Annotated in this window: 28 protein-coding genes; 12 read left to right on the forward strand and 16 right to left on the reverse strand. The window is 72.1% G+C overall.

Annotated elements, in window-relative coordinates:
* Window positions 1–10 precede the first annotated feature (10 nt).
* Together ACYVLJ_RS28630 and ACYVLJ_RS28635 are read left to right on the forward strand one after the other, a co-directional pair.
* Complete coding sequence (locus ACYVLJ_RS28630) at window positions 11–862, forward strand: NAD(P)-dependent oxidoreductase (RefSeq protein ID WP_460440989.1); 852 nt, start codon at window positions 11–13, stop codon at window positions 860–862.
* Complete coding sequence (locus tag ACYVLJ_RS28635) at window positions 859–1,599, forward strand: SDR family NAD(P)-dependent oxidoreductase (RefSeq protein WP_460440990.1); 741 nt, start codon at window positions 859–861, stop codon at window positions 1,597–1,599. The genes ACYVLJ_RS28630 and ACYVLJ_RS28635 overlap by 4 nt, the downstream gene beginning before the upstream one ends.
* Window positions 1,600–1,614: 15 nt before the next feature.
* On the opposite strand, the gene ACYVLJ_RS28640 is transcribed toward ACYVLJ_RS28635, so the two are convergent.
* On the reverse strand, window positions 1,615–2,391 hold the full coding sequence (locus tag ACYVLJ_RS28640; protein WP_460440991.1) for an NAD(P)H-dependent oxidoreductase: 777 nt from the start codon (window positions 2,389–2,391) through the stop codon (window positions 1,615–1,617).
* Window positions 2,392–2,462: 71 nt separating this feature from the next.
* Here ACYVLJ_RS28640 and ACYVLJ_RS28645 point away from each other — a divergent pair, with 71 nt between their 5' ends.
* Entirely contained in the window at window positions 2,463–3,461 is a 999-nt protein-coding gene (locus ACYVLJ_RS28645; protein ID WP_460440992.1) for a GlxA family transcriptional regulator, read from the forward strand.
* 19 nt (window positions 3,462–3,480) lie between these two features.
* A complete protein-coding gene (locus ACYVLJ_RS28650) occupies window positions 3,481–4,347 on the forward strand; it encodes a transglutaminase-like domain-containing protein (protein WP_460440993.1) in 867 nt (288 codons plus the stop codon).
* Here the strand turns inward: ACYVLJ_RS28650 and ACYVLJ_RS28655 are convergent.
* The 4 genes from ACYVLJ_RS28655 to ACYVLJ_RS28670 all read right to left on the reverse strand — a co-directional run bounded on the left by ACYVLJ_RS28655 (window position 4,304) and on the right by ACYVLJ_RS28670 (window position 7,730).
* A complete protein-coding gene (locus tag ACYVLJ_RS28655) occupies window positions 4,304–5,203 on the reverse strand; it encodes a LysR family transcriptional regulator (protein ID WP_460440994.1) in 900 nt (299 codons plus the stop codon). The two genes, ACYVLJ_RS28650 and ACYVLJ_RS28655, sit on opposite strands and share 44 nt — an antisense overlap.
* Window positions 5,204–5,327: 124 nt before the next feature.
* A complete protein-coding gene (locus tag ACYVLJ_RS28660; RefSeq protein ID WP_451977495.1) occupies window positions 5,328–5,948 on the reverse strand; it encodes a TetR/AcrR family transcriptional regulator in 621 nt (206 codons plus the stop codon).
* 15 nt (window positions 5,949–5,963) lie between these two features.
* On the reverse strand, window positions 5,964–6,782 hold the full coding sequence (locus ACYVLJ_RS28665) for a class I SAM-dependent methyltransferase (RefSeq protein ID WP_451977492.1): 819 nt from the start codon (window positions 6,780–6,782) through the stop codon (window positions 5,964–5,966).
* 96 nt (window positions 6,783–6,878) lie between these two features.
* Entirely contained in the window at window positions 6,879–7,730 is an 852-nt protein-coding gene (locus tag ACYVLJ_RS28670) for a sigma-70 family RNA polymerase sigma factor family protein (RefSeq protein ID WP_460440995.1), read from the reverse strand.
* 64 nt (window positions 7,731–7,794) lie between these two features.
* Between ACYVLJ_RS28670 and ACYVLJ_RS28675 the strand changes: the two genes are divergently transcribed.
* On the forward strand, window positions 7,795–8,823 hold the full coding sequence (locus tag ACYVLJ_RS28675; protein ID WP_460440996.1) for an alkene reductase: 1,029 nt from the start codon (window positions 7,795–7,797) through the stop codon (window positions 8,821–8,823).
* Here ACYVLJ_RS28675 and ACYVLJ_RS28680 read toward each other — a convergent pair whose 3' ends face one another.
* Both ACYVLJ_RS28680 and ACYVLJ_RS28685 read right to left on the reverse strand, forming a co-directional pair.
* On the reverse strand, window positions 8,824–9,159 hold the full coding sequence (locus tag ACYVLJ_RS28680; RefSeq protein ID WP_451977483.1) for a VOC family protein: 336 nt from the start codon (window positions 9,157–9,159) through the stop codon (window positions 8,824–8,826).
* A gap of 37 nt (window positions 9,160–9,196) precedes the next feature.
* Window positions 9,197–10,222 carry a C40 family peptidase gene (locus tag ACYVLJ_RS28685; RefSeq protein WP_460440997.1) on the reverse strand — a complete coding sequence of 342 codons (1,026 nt, stop codon included), beginning with the start codon at window positions 10,220–10,222 and terminating at the stop codon, window positions 9,197–9,199.
* Between the two features lie 81 nt (window positions 10,223–10,303).
* Between ACYVLJ_RS28685 and ACYVLJ_RS28690 the strand changes: the two genes are divergently transcribed.
* From ACYVLJ_RS28690 to ACYVLJ_RS28710, 5 genes are all read left to right on the forward strand, one after another.
* Window positions 10,304–11,104: a biotin--[acetyl-CoA-carboxylase] ligase gene (locus tag ACYVLJ_RS28690; RefSeq protein WP_460440998.1), complete on the forward strand. Its 801-nt coding sequence runs from the start codon at window positions 10,304–10,306 to the stop codon at window positions 11,102–11,104.
* A gap of 85 nt (window positions 11,105–11,189) precedes the next feature.
* Complete coding sequence (locus tag ACYVLJ_RS28695; protein ID WP_451977474.1) at window positions 11,190–11,771, forward strand: PH domain-containing protein; 582 nt, start codon at window positions 11,190–11,192, stop codon at window positions 11,769–11,771.
* Complete coding sequence (locus tag ACYVLJ_RS28700; protein WP_460440999.1) at window positions 11,771–12,700, forward strand: hydroxymethylglutaryl-CoA lyase; 930 nt, start codon at window positions 11,771–11,773, stop codon at window positions 12,698–12,700. The genes ACYVLJ_RS28695 and ACYVLJ_RS28700 overlap by 1 nt, the downstream gene beginning before the upstream one ends.
* Before the next feature lie 100 nt (window positions 12,701–12,800).
* Window positions 12,801–13,730 carry a TNT domain-containing protein gene (locus tag ACYVLJ_RS28705; RefSeq protein ID WP_460441000.1) on the forward strand — a complete coding sequence of 310 codons (930 nt, stop codon included), beginning with the start codon at window positions 12,801–12,803 and terminating at the stop codon, window positions 13,728–13,730.
* Window positions 13,730–13,990 (forward strand): hypothetical protein, encoded by a 261-nt coding sequence (locus ACYVLJ_RS28710; protein WP_003105220.1) that lies wholly within the window; start codon window positions 13,730–13,732, stop codon window positions 13,988–13,990. Before ACYVLJ_RS28705 ends, ACYVLJ_RS28710 begins: the two co-directional genes overlap by 1 nt.
* 23 nt (window positions 13,991–14,013) lie before the next feature.
* On the opposite strand, the gene ACYVLJ_RS28715 is transcribed toward ACYVLJ_RS28710, so the two are convergent.
* Complete coding sequence (locus ACYVLJ_RS28715) at window positions 14,014–17,256, reverse strand: GH92 family glycosyl hydrolase (protein ID WP_460441001.1); 3,243 nt, start codon at window positions 17,254–17,256, stop codon at window positions 14,014–14,016.
* 135 nt (window positions 17,257–17,391) lie between these two features.
* Window positions 17,392–18,177, reverse strand: a complete 786-nt coding sequence (hisN, locus tag ACYVLJ_RS28720) for an FIG domain-containing protein (protein WP_460441002.1) — start codon at window positions 18,175–18,177, stop codon at window positions 17,392–17,394.
* A 42-nt stretch (window positions 18,178–18,219) separates the two neighbouring features.
* Between hisN and ACYVLJ_RS28725 the strand changes: the two genes are divergently transcribed.
* On the forward strand, window positions 18,220–18,915 hold the full coding sequence (locus tag ACYVLJ_RS28725) for a response regulator transcription factor (protein ID WP_451978149.1): 696 nt from the start codon (window positions 18,220–18,222) through the stop codon (window positions 18,913–18,915).
* A 3-nt stretch (window positions 18,916–18,918) separates the two neighbouring features.
* Window positions 18,919–20,202: an ATP-binding protein gene (locus ACYVLJ_RS28730; RefSeq protein ID WP_451977459.1), complete on the forward strand. Its 1,284-nt coding sequence runs from the start codon at window positions 18,919–18,921 to the stop codon at window positions 20,200–20,202.
* Here the strand turns inward: ACYVLJ_RS28730 and ACYVLJ_RS28735 are convergent.
* From ACYVLJ_RS28735 to ACYVLJ_RS28765, 7 genes are all read right to left on the reverse strand, one after another.
* Window positions 20,199–20,621, reverse strand: a complete 423-nt coding sequence (locus ACYVLJ_RS28735; RefSeq protein WP_460441003.1) for a Pvc16 family protein — start codon at window positions 20,619–20,621, stop codon at window positions 20,199–20,201. The genes ACYVLJ_RS28730 and ACYVLJ_RS28735 overlap by 4 nt on opposite strands.
* A 3-nt stretch (window positions 20,622–20,624) precedes the next feature.
* Window positions 20,625–21,257 carry a response regulator transcription factor gene (locus ACYVLJ_RS28740; RefSeq protein ID WP_451978146.1) on the reverse strand — a complete coding sequence of 211 codons (633 nt, stop codon included), beginning with the start codon at window positions 21,255–21,257 and terminating at the stop codon, window positions 20,625–20,627.
* Window positions 21,258–21,379: 122 nt separating this feature from the next.
* Window positions 21,380–22,024: a response regulator gene (locus ACYVLJ_RS28745; protein WP_451977453.1), complete on the reverse strand. Its 645-nt coding sequence runs from the start codon at window positions 22,022–22,024 to the stop codon at window positions 21,380–21,382.
* Between the two features lie 19 nt (window positions 22,025–22,043).
* Complete coding sequence (locus ACYVLJ_RS28750; protein WP_460441004.1) at window positions 22,044–22,898, reverse strand: Rossmann-fold NAD(P)-binding domain-containing protein; 855 nt, start codon at window positions 22,896–22,898, stop codon at window positions 22,044–22,046.
* Window positions 22,895–24,199, reverse strand: a complete 1,305-nt coding sequence (locus ACYVLJ_RS28755; protein ID WP_460441005.1) for an MFS transporter — start codon at window positions 24,197–24,199, stop codon at window positions 22,895–22,897. Before ACYVLJ_RS28755 ends, ACYVLJ_RS28750 begins: the two co-directional genes overlap by 4 nt.
* A gap of 240 nt (window positions 24,200–24,439) precedes the next feature.
* The gene (locus ACYVLJ_RS28760; protein ID WP_451977445.1) at window positions 24,440–24,967 is read right to left on the reverse strand and encodes a GtrA family protein; all 528 of its coding nucleotides are present in this window, start codon (window positions 24,965–24,967) and stop codon (window positions 24,440–24,442) included.
* A gap of 38 nt (window positions 24,968–25,005) precedes the next feature.
* On the reverse strand, window positions 25,006–25,503 hold the full coding sequence (locus ACYVLJ_RS28765; protein WP_451977442.1) for a GtrA family protein: 498 nt from the start codon (window positions 25,501–25,503) through the stop codon (window positions 25,006–25,008).
* Window positions 25,504–25,509 lie beyond the last annotated feature (6 nt).

Below are 25,509 nucleotides of genomic sequence, written 5' to 3' on the forward strand. Positions count from 1 at the left end.
CATGATCGCCATGGGAGAAAGCAAAAAACAGGTGGGCGTGCTCGGCCTGGGGCGGATGGGCGCCGCCCTCGCCGGCGCGCTGCTGGGGGCGGGCCACGACGTCGTGGTGTGGAACCGGTCGCCGCTCAAGGCGGGCCCGCTGCTCGACCGCGGCGCGCGGCTCGCGGCCACGCCCGGGGAAGTGGCTTCGGCGGACGTCGTGCTCAGTTGTCTGTCCACCTACGACGCTCAGCGGCCGGTGCTCGAAGCGGTTTCGCCGAAGGTGCTGGTCAACCTGACGTCCGGGACGCCCGCGCAGGCCCGTGAGGTCGCCGAGTGGGCGTCTTCGGCCGGTGTCGGCTACCTGGACGGCGTCATCATGGCGGTGCCGCAGGGCATCGGGACCGCGCAGTCACGGATTCTGTACAGCGGCTCGGCTTCCGCGTTCGACGCGCAGCGTGACGTGCTGTCGGTGCTGGGCGAGCCCGTGTTCCTCGGCGAAGACGCCGGGCTGGCGGCGCTCTACGACCTGGCGCTGCTGGGCATCATGTGGTCGACGATGGCCGGCTACCTGCAGGCGCTGGCCCTGGTGGGCACGGAGGGCGTCGCGCCCGCGACGTTCACGCCGATGGCCCGGTCGTGGCTGTCGTCGGTCGGCGGGTTCCTTCCGGGGATCGGCGCGCAGGTGGCGAGCGGGAACTACGAAACGGAAGTGTCCGCTTTGGACATCAACGCGGCGGGCCTGGCGCTGCTCGTCGAGACCAGCCGCGCGCAGGGGATCGACGCGTCGGTCCCCTCCGCCGTGCGGGAGTTGTTCGACCGGGCGGTGGCGGCGGGCCACCGCTCGCACGCGATCGCGAGCGTCATCGAGGAGATCCGGTGAAGTACGAGGGCAAGAAGGCGGTCGTCACGGGCGGCACGCACGGTATGGGACTGGCGGTGGTGCGGGCCCTGCTGGACGGCGGCGCGGAGGTGCTGGTCACCGGCCGGGACGTCTCGGGGATGAGCCTGCCGGGGAAGGCGCACCTGCTGTCGTCCGACGCTTCCCGGCTGCCGGACATCGAGGCCCTCGGCGTCGCGGCCTCGAAGCTGGGCGAGCTGGACCTGGTGTTCGTCAACGTCGGGTTCGCGACGTTGACGCCGTACCAGGAGACGACGCCAGAGGTCTACGACCGGACGTTCGACGTCAACGCGAAGGGCGCCTACTTCACGGCCCAGCGCCTGGCAGGCCTGGTCCGGCCGGGCGGCTCGTTCGTGTTCACGACCTCGGTGGCGGCCGGCGCGGGCATCGCGGGAATGGGCCCGTACTCGGCGGCGAAGGCGGCGGTCCGGTCGTTCGCGCTGTCGTACGCGGCCGAGCTGGCACCGCGCGGGATCCGGGTGAACGTGGTCAGCCCGGGATACACGGACACGCCGACGATGGGCGTCACCGGAGTGCCGGACTCGGTGCTCGAGGCCTTCAAGGCGACCGGCGACGAGGTGACACCCCTGAAGCGGCACGCAACGGCCGACGAGGTCGCGGCGGCGGTGCTGTTCCTGGCCTTCGAAGCGACGTTCACGACGGGCGCGGACCTCCCGGTGGACGGCGGCCTCGGCCAGCGCCTGACAGTGCCGGCCTGAGCGGGCTTTCGTGTGTCAGCTCGGGTGGGCCAGGTGCACACCCAAGCCCGTCGCGCCCGGGGCGTGGGACGGCTTCAGCACCAGGTCCTCGTCGTAGTCGCCGCCGTTCTGGGTGCGGAACGGGATCGGCTCGGCCGTCTCCAGGGTGCGGAGGCGTTCGCGGAGCCGGGCTCGTGCCCCGGTGAACTCCTCGTCCGAAACGCGGTCGGCGCCGTGGACCGGCAGTGGTGGCAGGACCGACATCCCCGCGTAGAACAGGGTTCCGTGGTGCAGCGCGAACAGGACTTCGTCCAGCTCGCCGTTCACCCCGCGGGCGCTCATGGACGGCTCGCGGGCGCCCGCGGTGAGTACCACCATCGCGCGCTTGCCCGCGAGCCGGCCTTCGCCGTAGCGCAGGGTGCGGCCGTCCTCCGCCCGGACGCCGTAGCCGAAGCCCTTCACGAAGACGCGGTCGAACCAGCCCTTCAGGATCGCCGGCATGCCGTACCACCACAGCGGGAACTGCACGACGAGTGCGTCCGCCCAGTCGAGTTTTTCCTGCTCCGCCACGATGTCCGGGCTCAGCTCGCCCCGCGCGTGCGCCCGCGCCGACGTCGCCCCGACGACCAGCCGCTCGTCGCCCGCCGCGGCGCCGAAGTCGGCGGCGTCGACCACCGGGTTCCACTTCATCGCGTACAGATCCGACTCCCGGACATCGTGCCCGAGCTCGCGGAGCGTCCGCAGCCCGTCGTCGCGGAGGGCCCCGCTCAGCGACCGCGGCTCGGGATGCGCGAAAACCCACAACACGTTCATGAACTCGATGATCACGCCGGCCGCGGGCTCGATCCAGTGGCCTGATAGCCAACATGTGCAAGAATCGAGCCATGGCCGAATTCGCGTACCCCGCCCGCCACCACGTCGCGGTGCTGGTCAGGCACGGCATGCTCGTGATGGAGCTGGGCATCGTCCACCGGCTCTTCGGGCAGGCGCGGTCGGCGTCGGGCGAGCCGCTGTACGAGGTCGTGACGTGCACCCTCGAGCCCGGCCCGGTGCGCACCGACACCGACTTCGCCATCCCGGTCGACCGCGGGCCGGAGGTGCTCGCGGAGGCCGACACCGTGATCGTCCCGGCGTCCTCGGCGGAGTACGAGCCGATGGCGCGCGTGCTGACGCCGCCGCTCGCGGCCGCGCTCGCCCGCATCCCGGGGGACGCGCGGATCGCGTCGATCTGCACGGGCGCCTTCGTGCTCGCCGCGGCCGGTCTGCTCGACGGCCGCCGCGCGACGACCCACTGGCGTTCCGCCGACGAGCTCCGGGACCGGTTCCCCGAGGTCGAGGTCGACCCGTGCGTGCTCTACACCGACGACGGCAACGTCCTGACCTCCGCGGGCGTCGCGTCGGGGATCGACCTGGTGCTGCACATGATCCGCCGCGACCACGGCACGGCCGTCGCCAACGAAGTCGCCCGCGGCACGGTCGTGTCGCCGCACCGCGAAGGCGGCCAAGCCCAGTTCGTCCGGCGGCCGGTGCCGGAACCCCGGACGTCGTCGACGAAGGCGGCAAGGGCGTGGGCCCTGGAAAACCTGCACCGGCCGCTGACGCTGCGCGAGCTGGCCGCTCGCGAGGCGATGAGCACCCGGACCTTCACCCGCCGCTTCCGCGAGGAGGTCGGCGTCTCGGCCCTGCAATGGCTGACGCAGCAACGGATCGAGCGTGCCCGCCAGCTCCTGGAGGAGTCGGACCTGCCGGTCGACCGCGTCGCCGCCGAAGCCGGGTTCGGGACGGCCGCGTCCCTGCGCCAGCACTTCCAGGCCGCGCTCGGGGTGGCTCCGAGCGCCTACCGGACGACCTTCAGGGGCGAGCTGGCGGCGCAGGCGGGCTGAAAATCGTAAGGTCGTCGCCATGGACTGGTATGTCGGCCACAGCCGGTTTTCCGACCCGGGAGCGCAGGCGTCCTGGCTCGACGACGCCCCGCGCGACCTCGCCGCGCTGCGCCTGGCGGCGTCCCAGCTGGTGTTCCACTACTGGGCCAACGGCGAGATCACGCAGCACGGCTTCCCGGCCGCGCGCCGCGAAGAGATCAACCTGCGGTACGCGGCCGACATGTTCGCGCGCCTGCGAGAACTCGACCCCGCCCCGCCCGGCGCACCGCGATCGGTGCCGAACCGGATCGTCGGCTGCTGCCGCGACTTCACGCTCCTGTTCGTTTCGATGGCGCGCCACCACGGCATTCCCGCCCGGGCGCGCGTCGGATTCGCGAGCTATTTGATGCCGGGCTGGTACCTCGACCACGTCGTCGCCGAAATCCACGACGGCGTCGGCTGGCGGCTCGTCGAACCGCAGCTTCCGCCGGATTTCCCCGCGGATTTCGACCTTTCCGACGTGCCGCGCGACCAATTCCTGGTGGGCGCCGACGCGTGGGCCGCGGCCCGGTCGGGCGAACTCGACGCGGACCGGCTGGTCGTGTCGCCGGACCTGGACGTGCCGTTCCTGCGCGGTTTGCCGTACGCGCGGCACAACCTCGTGCTCGACCTCGCCGCGCTGAACAAGCACGAGATGATCCTGTGGGACCTCTGGGGCGGCCTCGACGCCGCCGCGCCGCTCGCCCCGGCCGCGCTCGCCCGCGCGGACGGGCTGGCCGAGCTGATGGCCGACGCGGACCTCGAGCAGCTGCGCATCGCCTTCGAGGCCGACGACGTCCGAGTGCCGCCGGTGATCCGGTCGGTCACCCCGCCGGGACAGCTCCCGGTCGAGGTAGTGCTTCGCTGACCTCGATCGCGGTCCCCACGAACCGCGCTATCCGCAGGTCTCGCGCCCCGGCCGGCCAGGCGAGGGCCAGCGAGTACGGTGTCGCGTCCAGCACCGGCAGGTAGACGACGTCGGCGCGCGAGTGCCACTCCGCGACCGACGCCGGCAGCAGCGCGATCGCCCGGCCGAGCGCGACCGTCTCCAGCAGCTGGGCGCTGTCGTGCACCACCGGCCCCGGCGTGACCGCCCCGCCGGCGACGTCCTGGCCCGACCAGTACGCGCGGTCCACCGCGGACGCGTCCGGCCACGACGGCGTCGCCCGGCCGGCGAAGTCCGCGCACGTCAGCGCGATCCGGTCGGCCAGCTCGTGCCGCGCCGGGAGCACCGCGACCCGCGGCCCGGTGAACAGCACCTCGACGTCGAAGTCGCCGTGGTCGCCCGGGCAGCCGAGCACCGCGACGTCGGCCTGGCCTTCGCGCAGCATCTTCGCCTGCTCGCCGAAGCCGCTGACCCGGATCTCGACCGGGTCCGGGTGCCGGTCGGCGATCCGCCGCAGCAGTTCGGTGGCCACGCCGGGTTTCGCGGTGACGACGAGCGCCACCGGCTCCTGCGCCGCCCGCCGCGTGCGCCGGACCGCGGTCGTGACCGCGTCCAAGGCCTTCGCCGACTCCGTGAGCAGCACTTTCCCGGCCGGTGTCAGCTCGACGTGCCGGCTGGTGCGTTCGAAGAGCTGGACGCCCAGCCGCCGCTCCAGCAACCGGATCGCGCGGGAGAGGGGTGGTTGCGCCATCCCGAGCCGTTCGGCGGCGCGCGAGAAGTTCAGCTCCTCGGCAACCGCACGGAAGTACCGCAGTTCGCGGACCTCGACGTCGTCCATACCGCGAGGGTATCGCGCCGGAGTCGTCCGGTCTTTCCCTTTCTCTCTGGCGAATGGTGGGCCGGTTGTCGAGAATTCCACAATGGACGGACGTGGCGCGGGTGCGGGACGGCCGGGGGCTCGGTCAGTCCACGTGGGGTGCGATGCCGTGGAGGACGGTCGCCACGATCGACTCCACCGGCGGCGGGTCCAGTGGGCCCGTGTGCGGGAAGACCGTCGCCATCACCGAGGCGTGGCAGTAGCCGACCAGCATGGCCGCCGCCGCGTCCACTTCGGACTCCGGGCGCAGCCGGCCGAGGGTGCGCTCCTGCTCGAGGTACGCCTGGAGCCGGTCGCGCCAGTAGCCGGAGCGCTCGCTGATCTCCGCGAACCGCTGCAGCACCTTCGGCTGCCCGACCAGGCCGCTGAACGCCGGCACGATCACCCGGTGCAGCGCGAGGCCGAACTCCAGGTGGCGGCGGAGGTTCCCCGCGAGGGTGCCTTCGCCCGCCACCGGCAGCTCGCCCAGCTCCGCCTCCGTCGCGCGCACGTGCTCCAGCAGGGCCCTGGCCACCAGCTCCTCCTTGTCGGAGAAGTGGTTGTAGAGCACGCCGTCGGCGACGCCCGCCATGCGGGCGATCTCCCGCACGGTCATGCCGGTCGTCCCGTGCGTGGCGATCATCTTCTGGGCGGTCTCGACGAGCAGGTCGTGCAGGGACTGCCCGTCCCGCTGAGCCGCGGCTTTCCTCGGTGACATCACCGCCATCGTAGGACCACTGCCCTAGGACCTCCTTCCCGTGACCAGCCACGCCGTGCCGCGCAGGCGAACAGAGTCTGGGCCGGCGAACGGCCGCAGGGCCGCCGTCAGCGCTTCGGTCGCCTTGGCCGCCGTCGCCGCGTCGGCCATGCCCAGGTGGTGGCGGACCGGGCCCCAGTCGCCGATGAACCGCGCCGCGTCGGGGACGTCGCGGCCCCAGACCTGGTCGGCCTCGACGCGGGTGCACTCCACGTCCGCGAAGCCGGCTTCGGTCAGGACCGCGGTCGTCCGGTCCGGGTCCGCGAACGACGTCGGCCCGCTGCCGTCCGGGCCCGTCGGCTGGGGCAGGTACGCCGCCATCGCGCCGAACACCCGGCCCAGGTCCGTGCCGGCCAGCGCGGTCATGCACAGGAACGCCAGGCGCCCGCCGGGGCTCAGGGCCCGCCGGACGTTGGCGAACGCCGCCACGGGGTCGGCGAAGAACATCACCCCGAACCGGCTGACCGCCAGGTCGAACCCGCCGTCGGCGAACGGGTGCACCTGCACGTCACCCTGCTCGAACGTCACGTTCGGCACTTCCGCCGCGCGCTCCCGGGCGGTCGCGAGCATGGGCCCGGACAGGTCGACGCCGGTCGCCGATCTGGCACGCACCGCCGCGAGTCTCGTCAGCTGACCGTTGCCGCAACCGATGTCGAGGACGCGGTCGCCCGCCCCGACCCGGTCGAGCAGGTAGCGGTTGAAGCCGCTGTTCACCGCGTCGTAGCGGTCGGCATGCGACGCCCAGTGCTCCCCCTCGTACCCGTTCCACGCCTCGGCCTGTGCGGTGTTGACGATCCCGGTCATCCCTGCCCCTTCTTCATGAACACACGTTCATGAACATGCGTTCATCGTGGCGCGCACCGGAGCACCTGTCAAGCAACCGGCTGTCCCGTCACCGGGTCAGGTGAGGAGCGTGATGTGCAGCGCGGCGAGGCGCCCGGGGTCGGCGATCACGTCGTAAGCCGCCACGCGCTCACCCTCGACCGTGACCGCGAGGGCGAGCAGCAGCCGCCCGCGCGGGGCCACGACGACGCCGACCGCGCCGTCCAGCAGCGCCGCTTCGGCGAAGTGGGCCCGTTTCCCGAACACCTGCGTCTCCTCGGCGACGGCCCGCGCGCCGCGTGCTTCGAGGGCCGCTCCCACCGGCAGCGCGGCCGCGTCGGCGCGGCGGACGACGTCCGGCGCCAGCACGTCCAGGAGCTCTTCGAGGTCGCCACCCCGGGCCGCCGCCAGGAACGCGTCGACCACCCGGCGGTGCCGCGTCAGGTCGGCGGGCGGCAGCGGGGACGTGCCGCGGACCCGTTGCCGGGCGCGGCTCGCGAGCTTCTTCGCCGCCACCGGCGTCCGGTCCAGCACCGGCGCGATCCGGTCGAACGGCACCGCGAACAGGTCGTGCAGCACGAACGCGATCCGCTCGGCCGGCCCGAGCGCGTCCAGCACCACGAGCAGCGCGCGCCCGACCGATTCGGCCAGCTCGGCCTCGCCGGCCGGGTCGGCGTCGCCCGCCGGTTCCGGGACTTCGTCGAAGGGGTCTTCGCGGCGCGTTTTCCGCGAGCGCAGGACGTCGAGGCAGACGCGGGACACGACCGTCGTCAGCCAGGCCGCCAGGTTGTCGACCGAATCCACGCGGTTCAGCCGCAGCCAAGCCTCTTGGACGGCGTCGTCCGCTTCGGCCGCCGAGCCGAGCATCCGGTAGGCCAGCCCGCGCAGGCGCCCGCGCTCGGCCTCGAACTCCGCGGCCAGCTCGTCCATCGGTCACCTTTCGCCCGCCTCCACCGTCGCACCCCCGACGTGTCCCGGCGACCAGAGGTGACCGATGAGCTTGCTGACCCCTGCCGAACTGGGCGGATGGCGCCTGCCGAACCGCGTGGTGCTGGCCCCGACGACCCGGGCCCGCGTGCCCGGCGGCGTGCCCGGCGAACTGCAGGCCGCCTACTACGCGCAGCGCGCGAGCGCCGGCCTGCTCATCACCGAAGGCACCTGGGTGAGCGAACGGGCCGTGGGCTTCCTGAACGTCCCCGGCCTGTACACCGAGGACCACGTCGCCGGGTGGCGGCCGGTGACGGACGTCGTGCACGCGCTCGGCGGGCGGATCGTGGCGCAGCTGTGGCACACCGGCGCGGTTTCGCACCCGGACGTCCTGGGCGCGCGGCCGGCCGGCCCGTCGGCCGTGAACCCCGAGGAGCCGGTGTACACCGCCGGTGGACGGCGCCGGACCGGAACTCCGCGCGCACTGACCGCGGCCGAGATCCGCGCGACCATCGCGGACTACGCCACGGCGGCGGACAACGCGCGGCGCGCCGGGTTCGACGGCGTCGAGCTGGCCGCCAACGGCGTCTACCTGCTCGCGCAGTTCCTGCACCCGCGGCTGAACCGCCGCACCGACGCCTACGGCCGCTCGCGCGGGAAGCTGCTCCTCGACGTCGTCGACGCGGTGAGCGCGGCCGGGATCGCCGTCGGTGTCCGGCTTTCGCCGTGGTGGACCGGCGGACTGTTCACCGTGGACGACGCACTGCGCGCCGAGTACGACGAGCTCGTCGCCTTGCTCGAGGTGGCTTACCTCCATCTCCGGGGCCCGGACCCGGGTCCGGACTTCACCGGCTTCGCGCGGTACCGGCGCCTGTTCGACGGCCCGCTGATCGTGAACAACGGCTTCGACCGCGACTCCGGCGACGCCGTGGTCGAGGCCGGGATCGCCGACGCCGTGTCCTACGCGAGGCACTTCGTCGCCAACCCGGACCTCGTGACGCGCTTCGCGCTCGACCTGCCGCTCAGTCCCGGCGATCCCGCGACGTACTACGGCGGTGGCGCCGCCGGTTACGTCGAGCAGGCCGTGGCCCGGTAGCTACGCCGGGCACCACACGGCCAGTTCGCTCCCGCCGGGTTCACGGAAGTGGAAGCGCCGGCCGCCGGGGAAGGAGAACGGTTCCGCGGTCACCTTCCCGCCCGCCGACTCGACGGCGACGCGGGCCGCCGCGAGGTCGTCCGTGCGGATCGTGACCAGCGGCGCCCGGGCCTGCTCGGCCGGGTCGGCCTGGAAGCCGAACGTGAGCCCGGCCGCGCGGACGTCCGCGTACGCCGGGCCGTACGGTGTCGCTTCCCAGCCGAACGCGCGCGCGAAGAACTCGCCGGACGCGCCGGCCGAGGTGGACGGGAACTCGACGAAGTCGACTTCGAACATGCCCCGGACGGTAGCGGCGACCACCGACAAAACCGGCTCAGGCGGGACGGCCCGCGCCCGCGTAGTCGTCGCCCTTCGAGTGGTACGTGTGGATCTGGATCGCCTGGCCCTCGGTCGGCGCGTTGATCATCAGGCCGTTGCCCAGGTACAGGCCGACGTGGTGGATGCGCGTCGCCGGGCTGCCGTAGAACACCAGGTCGCCCAGGCGCGGTTCCTCCGAAGCCGGCACCGGCGGGAGGGCCCGGAACTGGCTGTCCGCCGTCCGCGGCAGGCTCACGCCCGCGCTGTCGTACGACGCCTTGGTCAGGCCTGAGCAGTCGAAGCCCGCCGCACCCGCGTCGGGCCCGTTGCCGCCCCAGACGTACGGGAGGCCGAGCTGGCCGAGCGCGAACCGGGTCGCGCGGACGCGCGGCGACGAAGCCGACGCCGGGTCCAGCGAGAGCGTCGCGTAGAGCTGGGCCATGCCCAGGACGCGCTGGCGGAACAGCTCGCTGTCGGAGCCGGGGTGGTAGGCCGCGATCGCCTTCCACCAGCCCGGGCCGGCGCCGAGGTCCGTGCCGCCCGCGCACAGCGCCCGCCCGGCCGCGACCGGGTCTTCGCCGCCGTACTTCTTGGTCTGGGCCGGCGTCAGGCCGAGGAGGCTGCCGTCGCCGCGGCCGTGGTTCGACGCCGCCGAGCCGACGCCGGCCAGCGTGACCCACGAGAGGTGGCACGACGGGTCTTCGTTGCGCAGCGCCAGCTCGCCCTTCGCGTAGCCGATCAGCGCGTCCGCCGGGATGTCGAGGGGGCCGGCCAGCTGGTCGGCCCACTGCTGCAGCGGGTTCTTGCCGCCCTGGCCGGACGCGCCCTGGCCCGGCTCCTGCGCCTTCACGGGTGCGCTGACTTCGAGGACCGACGGGCCGGACGCGGCGTCGCGCGCCACCGGCACCGCGGTCGCCGGGGCGGGCTCGGGCGACCGGTCGGCGAGCAGCCAGCCCGCGGTGGCCAGACCCGCGACGAGCGGGAGCGCCACGAGGCCGCGCAGGGCCGCGCCGCGAGCCCAGGAGGCCGGCTTGGTCGTCACGGGGTCCAACTTAGAAGAGCGCACCTCTTAGTGAACGACTGAGTAGCTTGCACGTTAGGGGGACTCTCATATGGTGGACACATGACTGAGATCGACGCTGCCCGCCTCACCTCGGCTCTCAAGGATCGGTACGCGAAGATCGACGTCGTCGAGCGCACCGGCTCCACCAATGCCGACCTGCGCAAAGCCGTCGAAGACGGGGCCGCGGACCGGACCGTTCTGCTCGCCGAGGAGCAGACCGCGGGGGTCGGTCGCCGGGCTCGGAGCTGGAGTTCGCCGAAGGGCGCCGGGCTGTACCTCAGCGTGGCGCTGCGGCCGGCGGGCGTCGCGTTCTCGGCCCTGGGCTCACTCTCCGTCGTCGCCGGGCTCGCCGTCCGGGCGGCCGCGGCGGGCGTCGGGGTGGAGGCCGCGCTCAAATGGCCCAACGACGTCCTCGCCGGCGGCGCCAAGTGCGCCGGGATCCTCGCCGAGGCCGTCGCCGGGACCGACCCGTCGATCGTGCTCGGCATCGGCCTCAACGTCCTGCCGCTCGGCGACGTCCAGCCGGGCCCGGGCGGCCTGCCCGCGACGTCGCTCGCGGAGCGCGGCGCCACGAACACCGACCGCACCGACGTCGCGATCGCGCTGCTCACCGAGTTCGACGAGCTGGAGAAGCGCTGGCGCCTGGCCGGCGGCGACCTCACCGAAGCGGGCCTGCTCGGCGACTACCGCGCCCACTGCGCGACCCTCGGCCAGGACGTCGAGGTGCAGCTGCCGGACGGCACGTCGCTCACCGGCCGGGCGGCCGACATCGACGCCGCCGGGCAGCTGCAAGTCGACATGGCGGGCGGCCAGCGGCACACCGTGTTCGCGGGTGACGTGGTCCACGTGCGCCCGGCCTGATTCTTCGGGGCGTTGCACTCACCGGCCGGGCGTCTCGCCGGTACGGTGAAGCGACATCGCCGCACCGACCTTGGGAGCGTCCGCCGTGGCTTATCCGGACGATTTGCTCAGCGAGCAAGAGCACGTCGTGGTGCACAGTCACCCGCACTTCAAGATGCTGATCTTCCCGACGCTCGCGTTCCTGGTCACCCTGGGCGCCGGCATCTGGCTCGCGATCCTGGCCAAGGACGCGTCCTCGCCGTGGAACTCGGTCGGGCTGATCGCCATCGGGGTCGTGGCGCTCGTCCTGATCGTGTGGCTGTTCCTGGCGCCGCTCGTGCGCTGGCGGACCACCCACTTCATCGTGACCACCGACCGCCTCATCGCCCGTGAGGGCGTGCTCAAGCGCACCGGCATCGACATCCCGATGGGCCGGATCAACAGCGTCCAGTTCGAGCACGGCCTGCTCGACCGGGTCTTCGGCTGCGGCACGCTGATCATCGAGTCGGCGTCGGACGAACCGCTGCGGTTCGAGGACATCCCGCACGTGGAAAAGGTGCACACGGTGATCTACCGCGAGGTCAACGACAACCCGTACGACGACTACCGGCCGGCGGGCGGGCCCCAGCAGACCGAGCCGCTGCCGCCGCAGGACCGGCGTCCGCAGCGCGGCGACCGACGCCGCTGATGGGCACGCGCGAACTGGGCCTGCCGGACCGGGTCCCCTCGACGGGGGAGCTGCCGGAGCGGGTCACGATCTGGGAGGTCGGCCCGCGGGACGGCCTGCAGAACGAGAAGACGATCGTCCCGGTCGAGGTCAAGCTGGAGTTCCTCGACCGGCTCGCGGGCGCCGGGCTGACGACGCTGGAGGCGACCAGCTTCGTGCACCCGACGTGGGTGCCGCAGCTGGCCGACGCCGAGCAGCTGCTCGCCGGGCTGGACCGCCGTGAAGGCGTCCGGTACCCGGTGCTGGTGCCGAACGAGAAGGGCCTGAACCGCGCCCTCGACGCCGGTGTCGAGCACATCGCGATCTTCGCGAGCGCGACGGAGACGTTCGCGCAGAAGAACCTCAATTCGTCGCTGGACGACCAGTTCGCGATGTTCGAACCGGTCGTGACGCGGGCCCGCGAGGCCGGCCTGGACGTGCGCGGCTACCTCTCGATGTGCTTCGGCGACCCGTGGGAAGGCGCGGTGCCGGCGAAGCAGGTCGCCGACGCCGGCCGCCGCCTGCTCGACATGGGCTGCTCGCAGCTTTCGCTGGGCGACACCATCGGCGTCGCGACCGCGGGCCAGGTGGAGAACCTGGTCGGCCTCTTCGGCGATGTCGGTACTTTGGCCGTGCACTTCCACGACACCTACGGTCAGGCTCTGGCCAACACCCTGGCGGCGCTCCGATGTGGAGTGTCGACAGTGGACTCTTCGGCGGGCGGGCTCGGCGGCTGCCCCTACGCCGAGTCGGCGACGGGCAACCTGGCGACCGAGGACCTGGTCTGGATGCTGGACGGCCTCGGCGTCGAAACCGGCGTCGACCTGGACACGCTGGTGGCGGCCAGCGCGTGGATGGCGGGACAGCTCGGCCGCCCGAGCCCGTCCCGCGTGGTCGCCGCGCTGAGCTGACCTCGCCGCGCCCGCACCGGGCGGGTGCGGTATCAAGGGGGACCGGCAGCGCCGCGGCCGCGTCGAACCGAGTGCCCGAGGGCACCGACCGAGCCGGAGGATGTGTGTGACCGAGCCTTCCGACGCGGGCTCCGAACCGGCCGAGGCGGACCTCGACACCGGGCCGATCCGGCTGCCCGGCTACGAGGACGCTCCGACGCCGCCCTCCGGCGGTCCCGCCGCTTGGCCGCACGCCGTGTCGCCGCTGCTCCCGCCGTTCCCGCTGCCGCCGGCGCCACCCGCGCCGGCCGGGCCGCCCCCGCCGGTGGCGGGCCCGCCACCGAACCCGGGTTCGCCCGCGCCGCTGCCGCCGCTGGGCTCGCCGCGCACCGAGCGGGAAAGCGTTGTCGCGCTGTTCCTGGTGCACATGTTCCCGATCGGGCACCTGCCCGTGGCGATGGACAAACCGGCGGTGCAGCTGCCGCTTCCCGACGACCCGGACGGCTTCGGCCCCAACGACCACCCGGACGCCCGGCTGATCTTCGACGACCAGGCGCTCACCAACGTCACCGCGGGCTTCCGCCGGTCACCGACCGCGCCGTCGCGGCCGGTGCCGCGGCACCTGACCGACGGGTACGTGCCGTACGCCCACGCGACGCAGGCGGTGTGGATCCGCCGGTTCGTCGTCGGGCACAGCGACCTCGGGCCCGAATACGCGTGGCCGCCCGGCGAGCACTACCCGGAGGGCGGTGTCGACCACGCCGAGCCGGTGATGGTCCCGGCCAACACCGTGCTCGACCGCTTCGGCCCGGCGTACGGCCGGGTGTTCTTCGCCGACGGGACGCCCTTCGCGGAACGCTCACTGCCGCCGGGGATGCTGGACGCCGAGTACCGCCGGTACGTCGTGGTGCGCGCGGTGCCGATGTGGCGCTCGGAGACCGCGAACTGGTTCGGCCAGGTCGGCGGGGGTACCCGGTACCGTGCGCTGCTGGCGGCCGACGAGCTCGTGACCCTCGGCTACCTCGCCGAGGCCAAGGGGGAAGAGGACTGATGAACACGCAGTCGATCCAGCGCTGGCTCGGCGTGCTGGGCGTGCCCCCGGAGGTCGTCTCGCTCGGCGCCGAAGTCGACAACGCCTGGTGCCTGATGCAGGGCGAGGACGAGGCGTGGGAGGTGTTCTGGCGGGAGCAGGGCAACCGCTACGACTGGGCGCGGTTCACGAGCGAACAGGTCGCGTGCCACTACCTCTTCGGCCGGCTGGCCTGGGCGCAGGTCGCCCGCGGCGCCGTCGGCCTGCTGCCCGGGTCGTGACGGGTCACGACCCGGGCAGGCCGTCAGCTCACGGCGTAGGTGAACACGTGCGCCGCGCCTGAGCCGGTCGACGCCGGCAGCGTGACCGACTTGACCTGCTTCGCCGGGTCCAGCGCGATCGGGGCCGTCGCGAACAGGTACGACGTGAACGGCCGCTGCAGCCGGAACATGTACCGCGGGAACGCCGAGTTCACGTACGGCACCTTCGCGACGACGGTGTTCCCGAACTGCGGCGTCTCGTCACCGCCCTTCAGCAACCATTCCGACAGGCCCAGAGAAGCCTGCTGCGTCGAGCCGTCGGTGTAGGTGACGGTCACGGCGCCCTGGGCGTCGCCGCCGGTCGCCGAACCGAGGAACGACAGCTTCGTCGCGCCCTTGGCCGCGGTCACCGCAAGCGTTTGCCCCGCCGCGATCACGTTGTCCGGCGACCCCGCCGGACTTGAGGGCCAGGTGAACTCGCCGACCTTCGTGCCCGGCGCGACGCCGCTCTTGGCGAGGCCCTGCGCGGAGTAGGCGAACTGACCGGGGTAGAGGTCGGTCTCGCCGAAGTCGCCGTACTGGACGAACCGGTCGTCCGTGACGCCGACGTTCGTGTTCGCCGCGGGCAGCGTCCCCGGCGTTCCGACGGTCACGGGCAGGTACGCCGGAAGCTGCCCGCCGAACTCGACCGGCACGCTGGTGTACGTGTCCGCAGTCCCGGCCGCGGCGGTGACGCGGACCTGCTGCGACGCGGTTCCGTGCGCGCCCACGGTGAGCGTGCCGCTCGACGGCGTCACGGTGATCCCGGCCGGCGGTTTCGCCTGCCACGTCACCGTGCCGGCGCCGGTGATGCCTTCCGCGACGACGTTGGCCGTGGTCGCGGAGCCGGGTGCCACGACGACGCGACCCGGGCCGACGCGGCCGCGCACCGGTACTTCCCCGTCGCGGAAGGACGGCGGTGCGTCAGCCTTGGCGGATCCCCACGACGTCGGCTGCGCGCCGAGCGTGAAGTCGAGGCGGCCGCCCTCGACCGCGAAGGACTCCGGCAGCCACGGCTTCGTGCTCGCCTGCCCGTCGACCTTCAGCGCGCTGACGTACTTCACCGAGCTGGACGCGCCGGGCGCGGTGATCGTGATCCGCTGCCCGGTCGCCCGGGTCAGCGTGATCTTCGGGAACATCGGGCTGGCCAGCACCATTTCCGCGCGGCCGGGCGCCTCCGGGTACATGCCGAGCGCGGCGAAGACGTACCACGCCGACGTCGCGCCGAGGTCGTCGTTGCCGGGCAGGCCGTCCTCGGCCGGCTTGAAGAGCAGCTCCGCCGAGCGGCGCACGATGTCCTGCGTCTTCGACGGCGCCCCCGCGTAGGCGTACTCCCAGGGCACCTCGAACGACGGTTCGTTCGACATGAACGCGTACGGCGAGTTGGCGTCGCTGTTGAGCTTCGTGAAGAAGAAGTCGAGCCGCTTCTTCACGGCGTCGTCGCCGCCCATCGCGTCGAAGAGCCCGCGGACGTCGTAGGGCACCATCCACGTGTACTGCGCCGCGTTCCCTTCCTGGTAGCGCATTTCCTGGTACTGGGCGGGGTCGAACGGCGACAGGAACTGACCGTCGCGCATCCGTGTCTGCAGGTAGCCCGTCGCCGGGTTGTAGACGTTCTCCCAGTACTGGGCGCGGCTCATGAACTGCTGGTGGTTCTTCTGGTCGCCGAGGCGCTGGGCGAGTTGCGCGATGCCGAAGTCGGCTGTCGTCTCCTCGAGCATGTCGGAGACGTTGTTGGGGTGGTAGCCGAGCGTCAGGTAGTCGGACAACCCCGGCCGTTCGAGGGCGCGTTCGCCGGCCTGCTGGACGCGCGTGGCGCCGTTGACCATGGACTTCAAGGCGCTCCGGGCGTCGAAGTCGGTGGCGCCGAAGGCGTACGTGCTGGCGATGATCGAGTGGTACGGGTCGCCGCCCATCACGCCCATGAAGTCGTTGTTCTGCGACCAGCGGTCCCAGATGCCGCCGGCCTGGTCCGCCTGGTTGAGCATCGACTGCGCCATGTCCGCGGCCTCGTGCGGGGCGAGCATCGACAGGAGCTGGACCTCGTCGCGGTAGGTGTCCCAGCCGGAGAAGTTGGCGTACTGGGCGTGTCCCGGCTTCGCGCGGTGGATCGCCTTGTCGAACCCGGCGTAGCGACCGTCCACATCGGAGAAGACGTTCGGCTGCATGAACGTGTGGTAGAGCGCGGTGTAGAACGTCTTCGTGGCCGCGTCGGCGCCGCCTTCGACGGTGATCTGGCGCAGCCGGTCGTTCCAGGCGCGGCGGGCGTTCTCCTTGACCGTGTCGAAGGAGTCCTGCCGCTGCTCGGCGCGCACGTTCGCGCGAGCGCCGTTCGCGTCTACATAGGACAGTCCGACGCGGACCTGGACCGGCTTGGCCGGGTCGAACGTCAGGTAGGCGCCGGACCCGCCGTCGGCCGTGACGACCTGCTTGTCCCAGGTGTCCTTGTTCAGGTCGCCGCCGCGGGCACTGGTGCCGCCGGGCGTCACGGCGGCGTTCTGCCACGTCCCGGACGTCGTGAACGGCTGGTCGAAGGACGCGGTGAAGTAGACCTTGTACGTGTTGGGGCCGCGGCAGAAGTGCCCGCTGGACACCCAGCCTTCGACGGTCCGCTTGGCCGGGTCGACGGTCACGGACGCGTCGTCGCTGCCCATCGCCGACTGCGCGACGTCGACGAGCAGCGTCGCGGGGGAGTTCTTCGGGAACGTGAACCGGCCCATGCCGGAGCGCTGGGTCGCGGTCAGCTCGGTGGTGATGCCCGAGTCGGTGGTCACCTTGTAGGTGCCGGGCGACGCGGATTCGTTGCGGTGGCTGAAGGTGGGGAAGTACTTCGTCGCGTCCACCGCGGGGGACGTCGTGATGGTCCCGGCGAAGGGGAGGAACGGGACGTCGCCGGCCGCGCCGCCGCAGCCCGCGCCGTTGAAGTGGGTGAGGCTGAAGCCGCGGAGCTTGTTCTCTTCCCAGGCGTAGCCGCCGTCGCGGTCCCGGGCGTAGTAGCGGCCCTGCCCGGCGGGCGGCTTGGGCTGCAGCGGTGTGTCGGGGCTCCACTGCACCATGCCGAAGGGCACGTCGGCGCCGGGGAACGTGTCGCCGGCGTAGGTGTTGGTCTCGGGGGTGTCGCCGGCCTTCGCGCCGGCGAACGGGTTGACGTAGGCGGCGGGATCGGTCTCGTGAGCGGCGGCCGGAGTGGCCGCCGTGATGGCCGTGAACAGGGGAATGACCAAAGCCGTGGTGACGACTCTGCGCATGCTCTTCCTCCCGGGGTGAGCGGGGCACTCCGGGCTGACAACGTTGTCAGAAGACGGGGTGACCCGGCGAGCACTGGGAGTGAACCACCGGTGGTTCAGACCGGTCAAGAAGTGCCCGCCAGGCGGCCTATCCCGTCAACGCTTGAGGATCGCCAGGGCCTCGTCGTGCAGGCGGCCGTTGGTCGACAGCGCGCTCCCGTTGTCGTACCGCGCGACGCCGTCGAGGTCGCTGAAGCGCCCGCCCGCCTCCGTGACGATCACCTGGGCCGCCGCGACGTCCCAGGGGTTCACGATGCACTCCGCCGCGACGTCCAGCGCGCCCTCCGCCACCAGGACGTGGTGCCAGAAGTCGCCGAACGCGCGGGTCTCCCAGCAGGCGTCCACCAGGTCCAGGTACTTCTCGCGCGAGTGGTACTCGATCCACGAGTTCAGGTCCGTAGTGGACAGATAGGCGTCCGAAAGGGAAGAAACACCGGAAACCGACAACTGCCGCGTGCCCGCGGAGTCCGACGAGAACGCGCCGGACCCCGAAGCCGCCCACCAGCGGCGGCCCAGCAGCGGGGCGCTGATCATGCCGACCACCGGGTCACCGTCCGCGACCAACGCGATCAGCGTCGCCCAGACGGGTACACCGCGGAGGAAGTTCTTGGTGCCGTCGATCGGGTCGAGCACCCACGCCCGGCCGGTCGCCGCGGACCCGCCGCGCTCCTCGCCGAGCACCGCGTCTTCCGGCCGCTCGGCCGCCAGCAGGGCCCGGATCGCGTCCTCGACCGCGGTGTCCGCGTCGGTCACCGGGGTGCGGTCGGGTTTGCGCTCCACCGCCAGGTCCAGGGCGCGGAACCGCGCCGTCGTGATCGCGTCGGCGGCGTCAGCCAGCCGGGTGGCGAGGGCCAGATCATCTCCGTAGCGAGGCACGGTCACGATGGTTTCACGCCTCCTCGCCGTAGAGTTGACCAGGTGAGCATGGTCCTACTTGCCGAAGACGATCCGGCCATCGCCGAACCGCTCTCCCGCGCCCTCGAACGTGAGGGATACGAGATCCACGTCGTCACCGACGGCCCTTCGGTGCTCGACGCCACCGCCGCCCAGCGCGTCGACCTGCTCGTGCTGGATCTCGGCCTGCCCGGGATGGACGGCCTGGAGGTCTGCCGGCGCCTCCGAGCCGGGGGCACCGAGCTGCCCGTCCTGATGCTCACCGCCCGCACCGACGAGGTCGACTTCGTCGTGGGCCTCGACGCGGGCGCCGACGACTACGTCGCCAAGCCGTTCCGGCTGGCCGAGCTCCTCGCCCGGATCCGGGCGCTGCTGCGGCGCCGGGTGCCCGAGGTGCTCGAGGCCGGCGGCGTGCGGATGGACCTCGGTGCCCGGCTGGTCACCGTCGACCTGCACGAGGTGCAGCTGGCGAACAAGGAGTTCGAGCTGCTGCGCGTGCTGATGAGCCGCGCCGGACAGGTCGTGAGCCGGGACGAGATCCTCGCCGAGGTCTGGAACGACCTCGAGTCGAAGACGTCCAAGACGCTCGACATGCACATGTCGTGGCTGCGGCGGAAGCTCGCCATCGCCGCCGACGAAGCCGCCGGGCGAACCAGCAAGACCCACGACGGCGAACGGCGGATCGCGACCGTCCGGGGCGTCGGCTTCCGGTTCAACGCCGAATAAGCCGTGCGCCGCCGCATCCTGCTGGCCATCCTGCTGGCCGTCGCCGTCACCGCGGCGGTCCTCGGCATCCCGCTGGGCATCGTGGCGAGCTGGCAGATCGAGTCGAGCTACCGCGAGACGCTCGCCGAGAACGCCCGCGCGGCGGCGGCGATCCTCGACACCGAGATCGCCAACGGCCAGGAGATCGACCTCGACCAGGTGCGCGCGGCGGTGCCGGCGAACGGGATCCTGACCGTGCAGGTCCCGAACCAGCAGGAAAAGCGCTACGGCAACGACCCGGGGCCGGACACCGTCACCGAGACGGCCGACCTCGCGCGTGACGGCAAGGTCGCGATCGCCGTCCCGGCCGGCCCGATGCACGAACGGCAGACGACGGTCACCCTGGTCGTCGTGCTGCTCGTACTGCTCTCGGTCGGCACGGGCGCGGTGGTCGCGATCGCGACCGCGCGACGGCTGGCGAAACCCCTGCGGCACGTCGCCGAACGCGCGTCCCGCCTCGGCGGCGGCGACTTCCGGCCCGACCCGAGCCGCTACGGGGTCGGCGAGCTCGACATGGTCGCCGAGGCGCTCGACGCGTCCGGCACCGCGCTGGCCCAGCTCGTGCAGCGGGAACGCCAGCTCGTCGGCGACGTCTCGCACCAGCTGCGCAGCCGGCTGACGGCGTTGCAGCTGCGCTTGGAACCGCTCACCGTGCACCCGGACGAAGAGGTGGCCGACGAGTCGAAGGCCGCCCAGGAACAGGCGGACCGGCTCGCCGAGGCACTGGACGAGCTGCTGGCGGCGGCGCGCGCGGCCCGCGAGGTCGGCGCGGAACCCGTCGACCTGCCGAAGCAGTTGCCCGAGATGGCGCAGGAATGGCGTGAACTGCTCCGCTCGGAGGGCCGCAACCTGCGGATGCGCGTCGCCGACGGCCTGATGGCCCGCGCGACGCCGGGGCGGCTGCGCGAAGTGGTCGGCGTGCTGCTGGACAACGCGCTGCGCCACGGCTCGGGCACGGTGAACGTCGTCGCCCGCCGCGGCGACGCCGAGGGCACGGTGGTCGTCGAGGTCAGCGACACCGGCTCGGGCGTCCCGGACGAGCTGGCCCCGCACATCTTCGAACGCGGTTTCTCCGGCGGCGGCTCGACCGGCGTCGGGCTGGCGTTGGCGCGAGCGCTGGTGGAGGCGGACGGCGGCCGGCTCGAACTGTCCAACCGCCGCCCGGCCGTGTTCAGCCTATTCCTGAAGGTGCCGCGGCCCAGCGACGTGCCCGAGGTGCGCTGGCCCGCCGAGCGCGTCCCGCGCTAGAGGTCGGTCGTCACCTGGAGGACGAAGCCGGCCCGGGCGGGCATGCCCAGGCTCGTCCACAACGCCGACGGATCCGTTGCCGCCAAAGCCATCCGCACCGGGGAAGCGCTTTCGGTGGGCAGCTGCTCGCTGGCGAGCACCGCGCTCAGGGTGGCGTCGAGCAGGTCGTGCTCCTCGGCGACCTGTGCGGCCCGCGCCGTGACGAGGTAGGAAAGCGCGCAGCGGCGGGCCGCGCGCTTTCCTTCCCCCTCTTCTCCCTCGCCGACGGCGTCGCGCAGCGCGAAGAGGAACAGCTCCACGCTTCGCCCCTGCGACTCCGTCTGCCAGGTCGGTTTCGGCGGGTCGAGACGGATCTGCGTCCCCGCCGGCAAGCGGGGCCGCAGCAGCCGGCACAGGGCCTCGTCGACCTGGGCGATCATGGGTCAGATCAGCCCTTCACGCAGCGCGTACGCCACCGCGTGCGAACGGTTGCGCAGCTGGAAGCGGTTGGTCACGTCGTGCAGGATGCTCTTCACCGTGCGCTGCGAGTAGCACAGCTCGTCGGCGATCTCCTGCGTCGAGTGGCCCGCCGCGACGAGCCGGAGGACCTCCGTCTCCCGGTTGCTCATCCCGCCCAGGTGTAGGCCGCGCGGCTGGAGCACCTGGCGCTGCAGCCGGGAAACCCGGTTCAGCAGCCGGCCGAGCAGGTCGGGCGGCAGCGCGCCCTCCCCGGCGGCGGCCGCCTTGATCAGCCGGACGAGCACCTCCGGCCCGGCGTCGGCGCGGCGGGCGACCGCGCAGACCCCGTGCTCGACCGCGCCCAGGATCTCGTTGTCGTCGACCTCGCCCGCGACCAGCACGATCCGGGTGAAGCCCTGGTGGTGCAGCGCGGACAGCAGCTGGGTCATCGTTTCGTCGAGCCGGTCGGCCACCAGCAACGCGACCATGGCCGAGTCGGCCGCCTCCCCGTCGACGACCCGGACGTCGTCACGCGAACGCAGCGCCACGCAGACGCCGTTGTGCAGGATCGGATCGGTGGCGCGGACCACCACCGGAGTCCGGTCGGTTTCGAACATCGTCACCCATTCCCCTCGAACGGTGCGAAGGGGGATCCACCCCTCACCCTGACCACAGTGCCCGCCGGGGTGTCCCGGGCGCATGGGACCGGCGTCCCGATGTTGCCCGGACAGGCTGCCCGTCAGGACCGGCCGAGACCCGCGTCCCGGGCCCGGACGATCGCCTCGGCGCGGTCGGCGACGTGGAGCTTGGCGAAGACGTTCGAGATGTGGTTGCGCACCGTCTTGGGGCTCAGGCACAGGGTGGTCGCGATGACGGCGTTGCTGTGCCCGGCCGCGATCAGGGACAGCACTTCGCGCTCGCGCCCGGTCAGCTCCGGGAACACCGGCTCGCTGGCGGCCGGCGGCTGGTTGAAGAAGCCGAGGACGCGGTTCGCGATGTCGGGGCCGAAGATCGCCTCGCGCCGCGCGACCGCCTGCACCGCGCGGATGATCTCGTCCGGCTCGGCGTCCTTGAGCAGGTAGCCGCGGGCACCGGCGCGCATCGCCGCGAAGACCGACTCGCTCTCGTCGGCCATCGTCAGCATCAGCACGCCGGTGTCCGGGCTCGCCTGGGCGATGTGGCGGGTCGCCTGGATCCCGGACAGGTCGGGCAGGTGGAGGTCCATGACCACGACGTCCGGGCGGAGCGCGCCCGCGGCGTCGACGGCGGCGGCGCCGCTGGCGGCCTCGCCGACGATCTCGATGCCCGGTTCGGCGTCCAGCAGCGTGCACACCCCGAACCGGAACAACGGATGGTCGTCCACGACCAGGACGCGCAGGCTCATCCGGCTCACCTCCCCGCCGTCACCCCCGGTAATGGTAGGTGAACGCGGCCGCGTTCTCACGTGCCCAGGTCGCGAAGGTCAGCGGCGGCCGGCCGAGCACCCGTCCGACGGTGTCGAAAACGACGTGCTCGTGCTCGGCGGACGCCCGCTTCAGCGCGAAGAACCCGTCGACGGCTTCGGCCGGCCAGCCGTACTTCCGCATCATGCGTTCGCGCGCGGCGCTGTGCGGCTCTTCGACGTACTCGACGGGCCGGTCGATCGCGTCGGCGAGGATCGAGACCTGCGCTTCGGTGGTGAGCGCTTCTCCGCCGGTGAGCTCGTAGGTCGCTCCTTCGTGGCCGGACGTCGTCAGGGCGAGGGTCGCGACCGCGGCGATGTCGCGGACGTGGACCAGCGCGGACGCCGGGTCGCCTTCGGGCACGTACACGGCGTTCTCCTCGCGGATCGACTCCAGCCAGGCGAACCGGTTGTCCATGAAGGCGCCGGGACGCAGGATCGTCCACGCGGGCCCGGCTTCGCGGATGGCCTGCTCGGCCTCGGCGTGCGCGCGGGTGATCGGATCGGACTGTCCGAAGTGGACGCCGGTGGTGGACAGCTTGACGACGTGGGTGACGCCGGCGCGGGCGGCGGCCCGCGCGACCGCCGTCTCACGCTCGGCGGTGGCACCCTGCGTCAGCACGAAGACGCGGTCCACGCCGTCGAAGAGGGCGGCCAGGTCCGCGGTGTCGAGGTCACCCTGGACGACTTCGGCGCGTGGGTCGATGCGCGCCCTGGCCGGGTCGCGGGTCAGGGCGCGGACGGCGGCGCCGACGTCGAGCAGGGCGGGGACGAGGGCGCGGCCGACCTTGCCGGTGGTGCCGAGGACGAAGATCATCGGGGTTCTCCTTCTCCGCGGAGCGGGACGTGCGGGAGCGCGAACGCCGTGAGGAGGGCGAGCGCGAGGACGGGTAGCAGGGCGAGGAAGACGCCGTGCGTGCCGGACTGGTAGGCGAAGCCGAGCGCGACCGGGCCGAGGGCCGAGCCGAGCGCGCGGGCGAGGTTGACCGCCGCGGCGACCGCGCCACGGTCGTCCGCCGGCGCGGTGTTCTGCGTGGCGAGGGCCAGGACCTGCAGGTTGAGCCCGGCGGCGAGGCCGAAGACGACCAGGCAGCCCAGGACGAGCGGCAAGGCGTCGAAGGTGAGCAGGCCGAGCACCGCGAGCAGGCCGAGCGCCATGCTCAGCCGCGGCGCCCAGCGGTACGCCCCGGTGCGGGCGATGACCTTGCTCGCGACGACGGAGGAGACCGACACGGCGAGCGTCATCGGCACCAGCCGCAGCCCGCCTTCGGCCGGACCGGCGTCGGCCTGGAGGTAGACGGCGATGTAGTTGACCGAGCCGAGGAACGCGAACCCGGCGAGCACGCTGAGGAGCACGGAGACGCTGAAGGTCCGGTCCTTGACCAGGCGCGGCGGCAGGACGGGTGCTTCGGCCCGGCGTTCGACGAGGACGAACGCGACGGCCGCCGCCGCGCCGACGGCGATCGACCACGGCGTGAGCAGGGTGAACCCGGTGACCGTCACGCCGAGCAGGACGACGCCGGCGAAGTCGAACGGCGCGTCTCGCCGTCGTCTCGGCAGTTCGAGGCGCCTGAGGAACGCGACGGCGACCAGCCCGAGCGGCAGGTTGACCAGGAAGATCGACCGCCACCCGGCCACCCCGGTGAGCAGGCCGCCGATCGCCGGCCCGGCGAGCGAAGCGACGGCGAAGCAGATCGAGAACCACCCGAAGTACTTCGCGCCTTCGCGAGGCGTGAACATTTCGCCGAGCGAAGCGCCGACGGAAACGAAGAGCCCACCGGAACCGGCGCCCTGCAGGACCCGGCCCGCGACGAGCGCGGCGGCCGACGACGCCAGGCCGCAGGCGAGCGAGCCGAGCAGGAACAGGGCGAGAGCGCCCAGGAGCACACGTTTGCGGCCGTGGACGTCGCCGAGCTTGCCGAAGACCGGCGCGGTGACGCTCCCGGCGAGCAGGTAGGCGGTGGTGACCCAGGCGTAGGCCCCGGTCCCGCCGAACTCGGCGGCGACCCGGGGGAGTGCGGTGGCGACGACCTGGGCGTCGAGCATCGCGAGGAAAACGGACAGGAAGAGGCCCGTGAGGGCGCGTTTTCGAACGCGCTCGGGCGCGAGGGAAATCAAGGAAGGTCCTCGTGTCGTCAGAAGGGACGAGAGATGCGGACGTGCTTCACGCACGTCCCGTCGAGTCGGGAAAAGGCTCCATCGTCACCCGCGGACGGGTGCGACCTCTTCGCGCTCGGAAACCACCTCGAATCGTCCCGCTCGCCCGGCCGAACCCGGACGGCGTCACCACGAAGGAACACTGACGAGGATGACTCTAGACAACTACATGTCAGAAGACAAGTAGTTTACGGCGAGAGCTCAGCGCAGGCGGGTCACGTCGCCGGTGTCGCGCCGGCGCTCGCCCAGTTCGTCCGGGAAGACCCACTTCTTGAAGCCCCAGAAGCGGAAGAACATCGCCAGCAGCATGCCGATGATGGACCCGCTCGCGAAGTCCGCGATCTCCTGCACCAGCCGCGTCACGTGCGGCATCTCCAGGTGGAGCACGTACCGCGAGACGTACAGCGGGATCAGGTTGACGATCACCGCGATGCCGCTGATCACGAAGAACAGCGCGGCTTCGTGGTGGCGTTCGCGGCCGCCGCGGGTGCGGAACGACCATTCGCGGTTGAGGATGTACGAGACGATCGTCGCGACGATGATCGCGATCGCCTTCGCCGTGGTGGGTTTCGACTCCAGCACCGACAGCTTGAGCAGGTACCAGACCCCGTTGTCGACGAGGAACGTCGTTCCGCCCACGATGCCGAACTTCAGCAGCTCCCGGTGCTTGATCAGCACCGAACGCAGTGGTTCCGGCGTGCGCTTGAGCACGGTTTCCACAACGGTCACATCTCGCAGTCTAGGAGCACACCGCGTTGACCTGTGGTTCAGGCGGCCTTGCGGTCCTGAATGTCCGGATCTTCCGCGACCTCGAGAACCCGCGCGCCTTCGTCCGGGAACACCCACTTCTTGAAGGCCCACCAGCGGAACACCGTCCCGAGCAGGGTGCCGATGATGATGCCGCTGACGAAGTCGGCCACCTCGACGCCGAACGGCGAAAGCCGCGGGGCCTGCAGGTCCAGCACGTACCGCGAGAACCACTGCGGCAGCGCGTTCAGGCCCAGTGCGATGCCGCTGATCAGGAAGAACAACGCGGCTTCGTGGGCCCGTTCGCGGCCGCCGCGGGTGCGGAACGACCACTCGCGGTTGGCGACGTACGAAAAGATGGTCGCGACCAGGACACCGACGATCAGCGCCGTGACCGGGTGGGTCCGCAGCACGGTGAACTTCAAGCCGTAGTTGACCGACATCGTGATCACGAAGCTGATCCCGCCGACGACGGCGAAGCGGAGGAGCTCGCGATGCTTTTTCAGCAGCTCGCGCACCGCGCG

Source organism: Amycolatopsis stemonae, from assembly GCF_054781455.1.

Coding starts and splice junctions, on each gene's coding strand:
- ACYVLJ_RS28630 (WP_460440989.1), top strand. CDS start 11: ATGGGAGAAAGCAAAAAACAGGTGGGCGTGCTCGGCCTGGGGCGGATG.
- ACYVLJ_RS28640 (WP_460440991.1), bottom strand. CDS start 2,391: ATGAACGTGTTGTGGGTTTTCGCGCATCCCGAGCCGCGGTCGCTGAGC.
- ACYVLJ_RS28645 (WP_460440992.1), top strand. CDS start 2,463: ATGGCCGAATTCGCGTACCCCGCCCGCCACCACGTCGCGGTGCTGGTC.
- ACYVLJ_RS28650 (WP_460440993.1), top strand. CDS start 3,481: ATGGACTGGTATGTCGGCCACAGCCGGTTTTCCGACCCGGGAGCGCAG.
- ACYVLJ_RS28655 (WP_460440994.1), bottom strand. CDS start 5,203: ATGGACGACGTCGAGGTCCGCGAACTGCGGTACTTCCGTGCGGTTGCC.
- ACYVLJ_RS28660 (WP_451977495.1), bottom strand. CDS start 5,948: ATGGCGGTGATGTCACCGAGGAAAGCCGCGGCTCAGCGGGACGGGCAG.
- ACYVLJ_RS28665 (WP_451977492.1), bottom strand. CDS start 6,782: ATGACCGGGATCGTCAACACCGCACAGGCCGAGGCGTGGAACGGGTAC.
- ACYVLJ_RS28670 (WP_460440995.1), bottom strand. CDS start 7,730: ATGGACGAGCTGGCCGCGGAGTTCGAGGCCGAGCGCGGGCGCCTGCGC.
- ACYVLJ_RS28675 (WP_460440996.1), top strand. CDS start 7,795: ATGAGCTTGCTGACCCCTGCCGAACTGGGCGGATGGCGCCTGCCGAAC.
- ACYVLJ_RS28680 (WP_451977483.1), bottom strand. CDS start 9,159: ATGTTCGAAGTCGACTTCGTCGAGTTCCCGTCCACCTCGGCCGGCGCG.
- ACYVLJ_RS28690 (WP_460440998.1), top strand. CDS start 10,304: ATGACTGAGATCGACGCTGCCCGCCTCACCTCGGCTCTCAAGGATCGG.
- ACYVLJ_RS28700 (WP_460440999.1), top strand. CDS start 11,771: ATGGGCACGCGCGAACTGGGCCTGCCGGACCGGGTCCCCTCGACGGGG.
- ACYVLJ_RS28705 (WP_460441000.1), top strand. CDS start 12,801: ATGTGTGTGACCGAGCCTTCCGACGCGGGCTCCGAACCGGCCGAGGCG.
- ACYVLJ_RS28710 (WP_003105220.1), top strand. CDS start 13,730: ATGAACACGCAGTCGATCCAGCGCTGGCTCGGCGTGCTGGGCGTGCCC.
- ACYVLJ_RS28715 (WP_460441001.1), bottom strand. CDS start 17,256: ATGCGCAGAGTCGTCACCACGGCTTTGGTCATTCCCCTGTTCACGGCC.
- ACYVLJ_RS28725 (WP_451978149.1), top strand. CDS start 18,220: ATGGTCCTACTTGCCGAAGACGATCCGGCCATCGCCGAACCGCTCTCC.
- ACYVLJ_RS28735 (WP_460441003.1), bottom strand. CDS start 20,621: ATGATCGCCCAGGTCGACGAGGCCCTGTGCCGGCTGCTGCGGCCCCGC.
- ACYVLJ_RS28740 (WP_451978146.1), bottom strand. CDS start 21,257: ATGTTCGAAACCGACCGGACTCCGGTGGTGGTCCGCGCCACCGATCCG.
- ACYVLJ_RS28745 (WP_451977453.1), bottom strand. CDS start 22,024: ATGAGCCTGCGCGTCCTGGTCGTGGACGACCATCCGTTGTTCCGGTTC.
- ACYVLJ_RS28750 (WP_460441004.1), bottom strand. CDS start 22,898: ATGATCTTCGTCCTCGGCACCACCGGCAAGGTCGGCCGCGCCCTCGTC.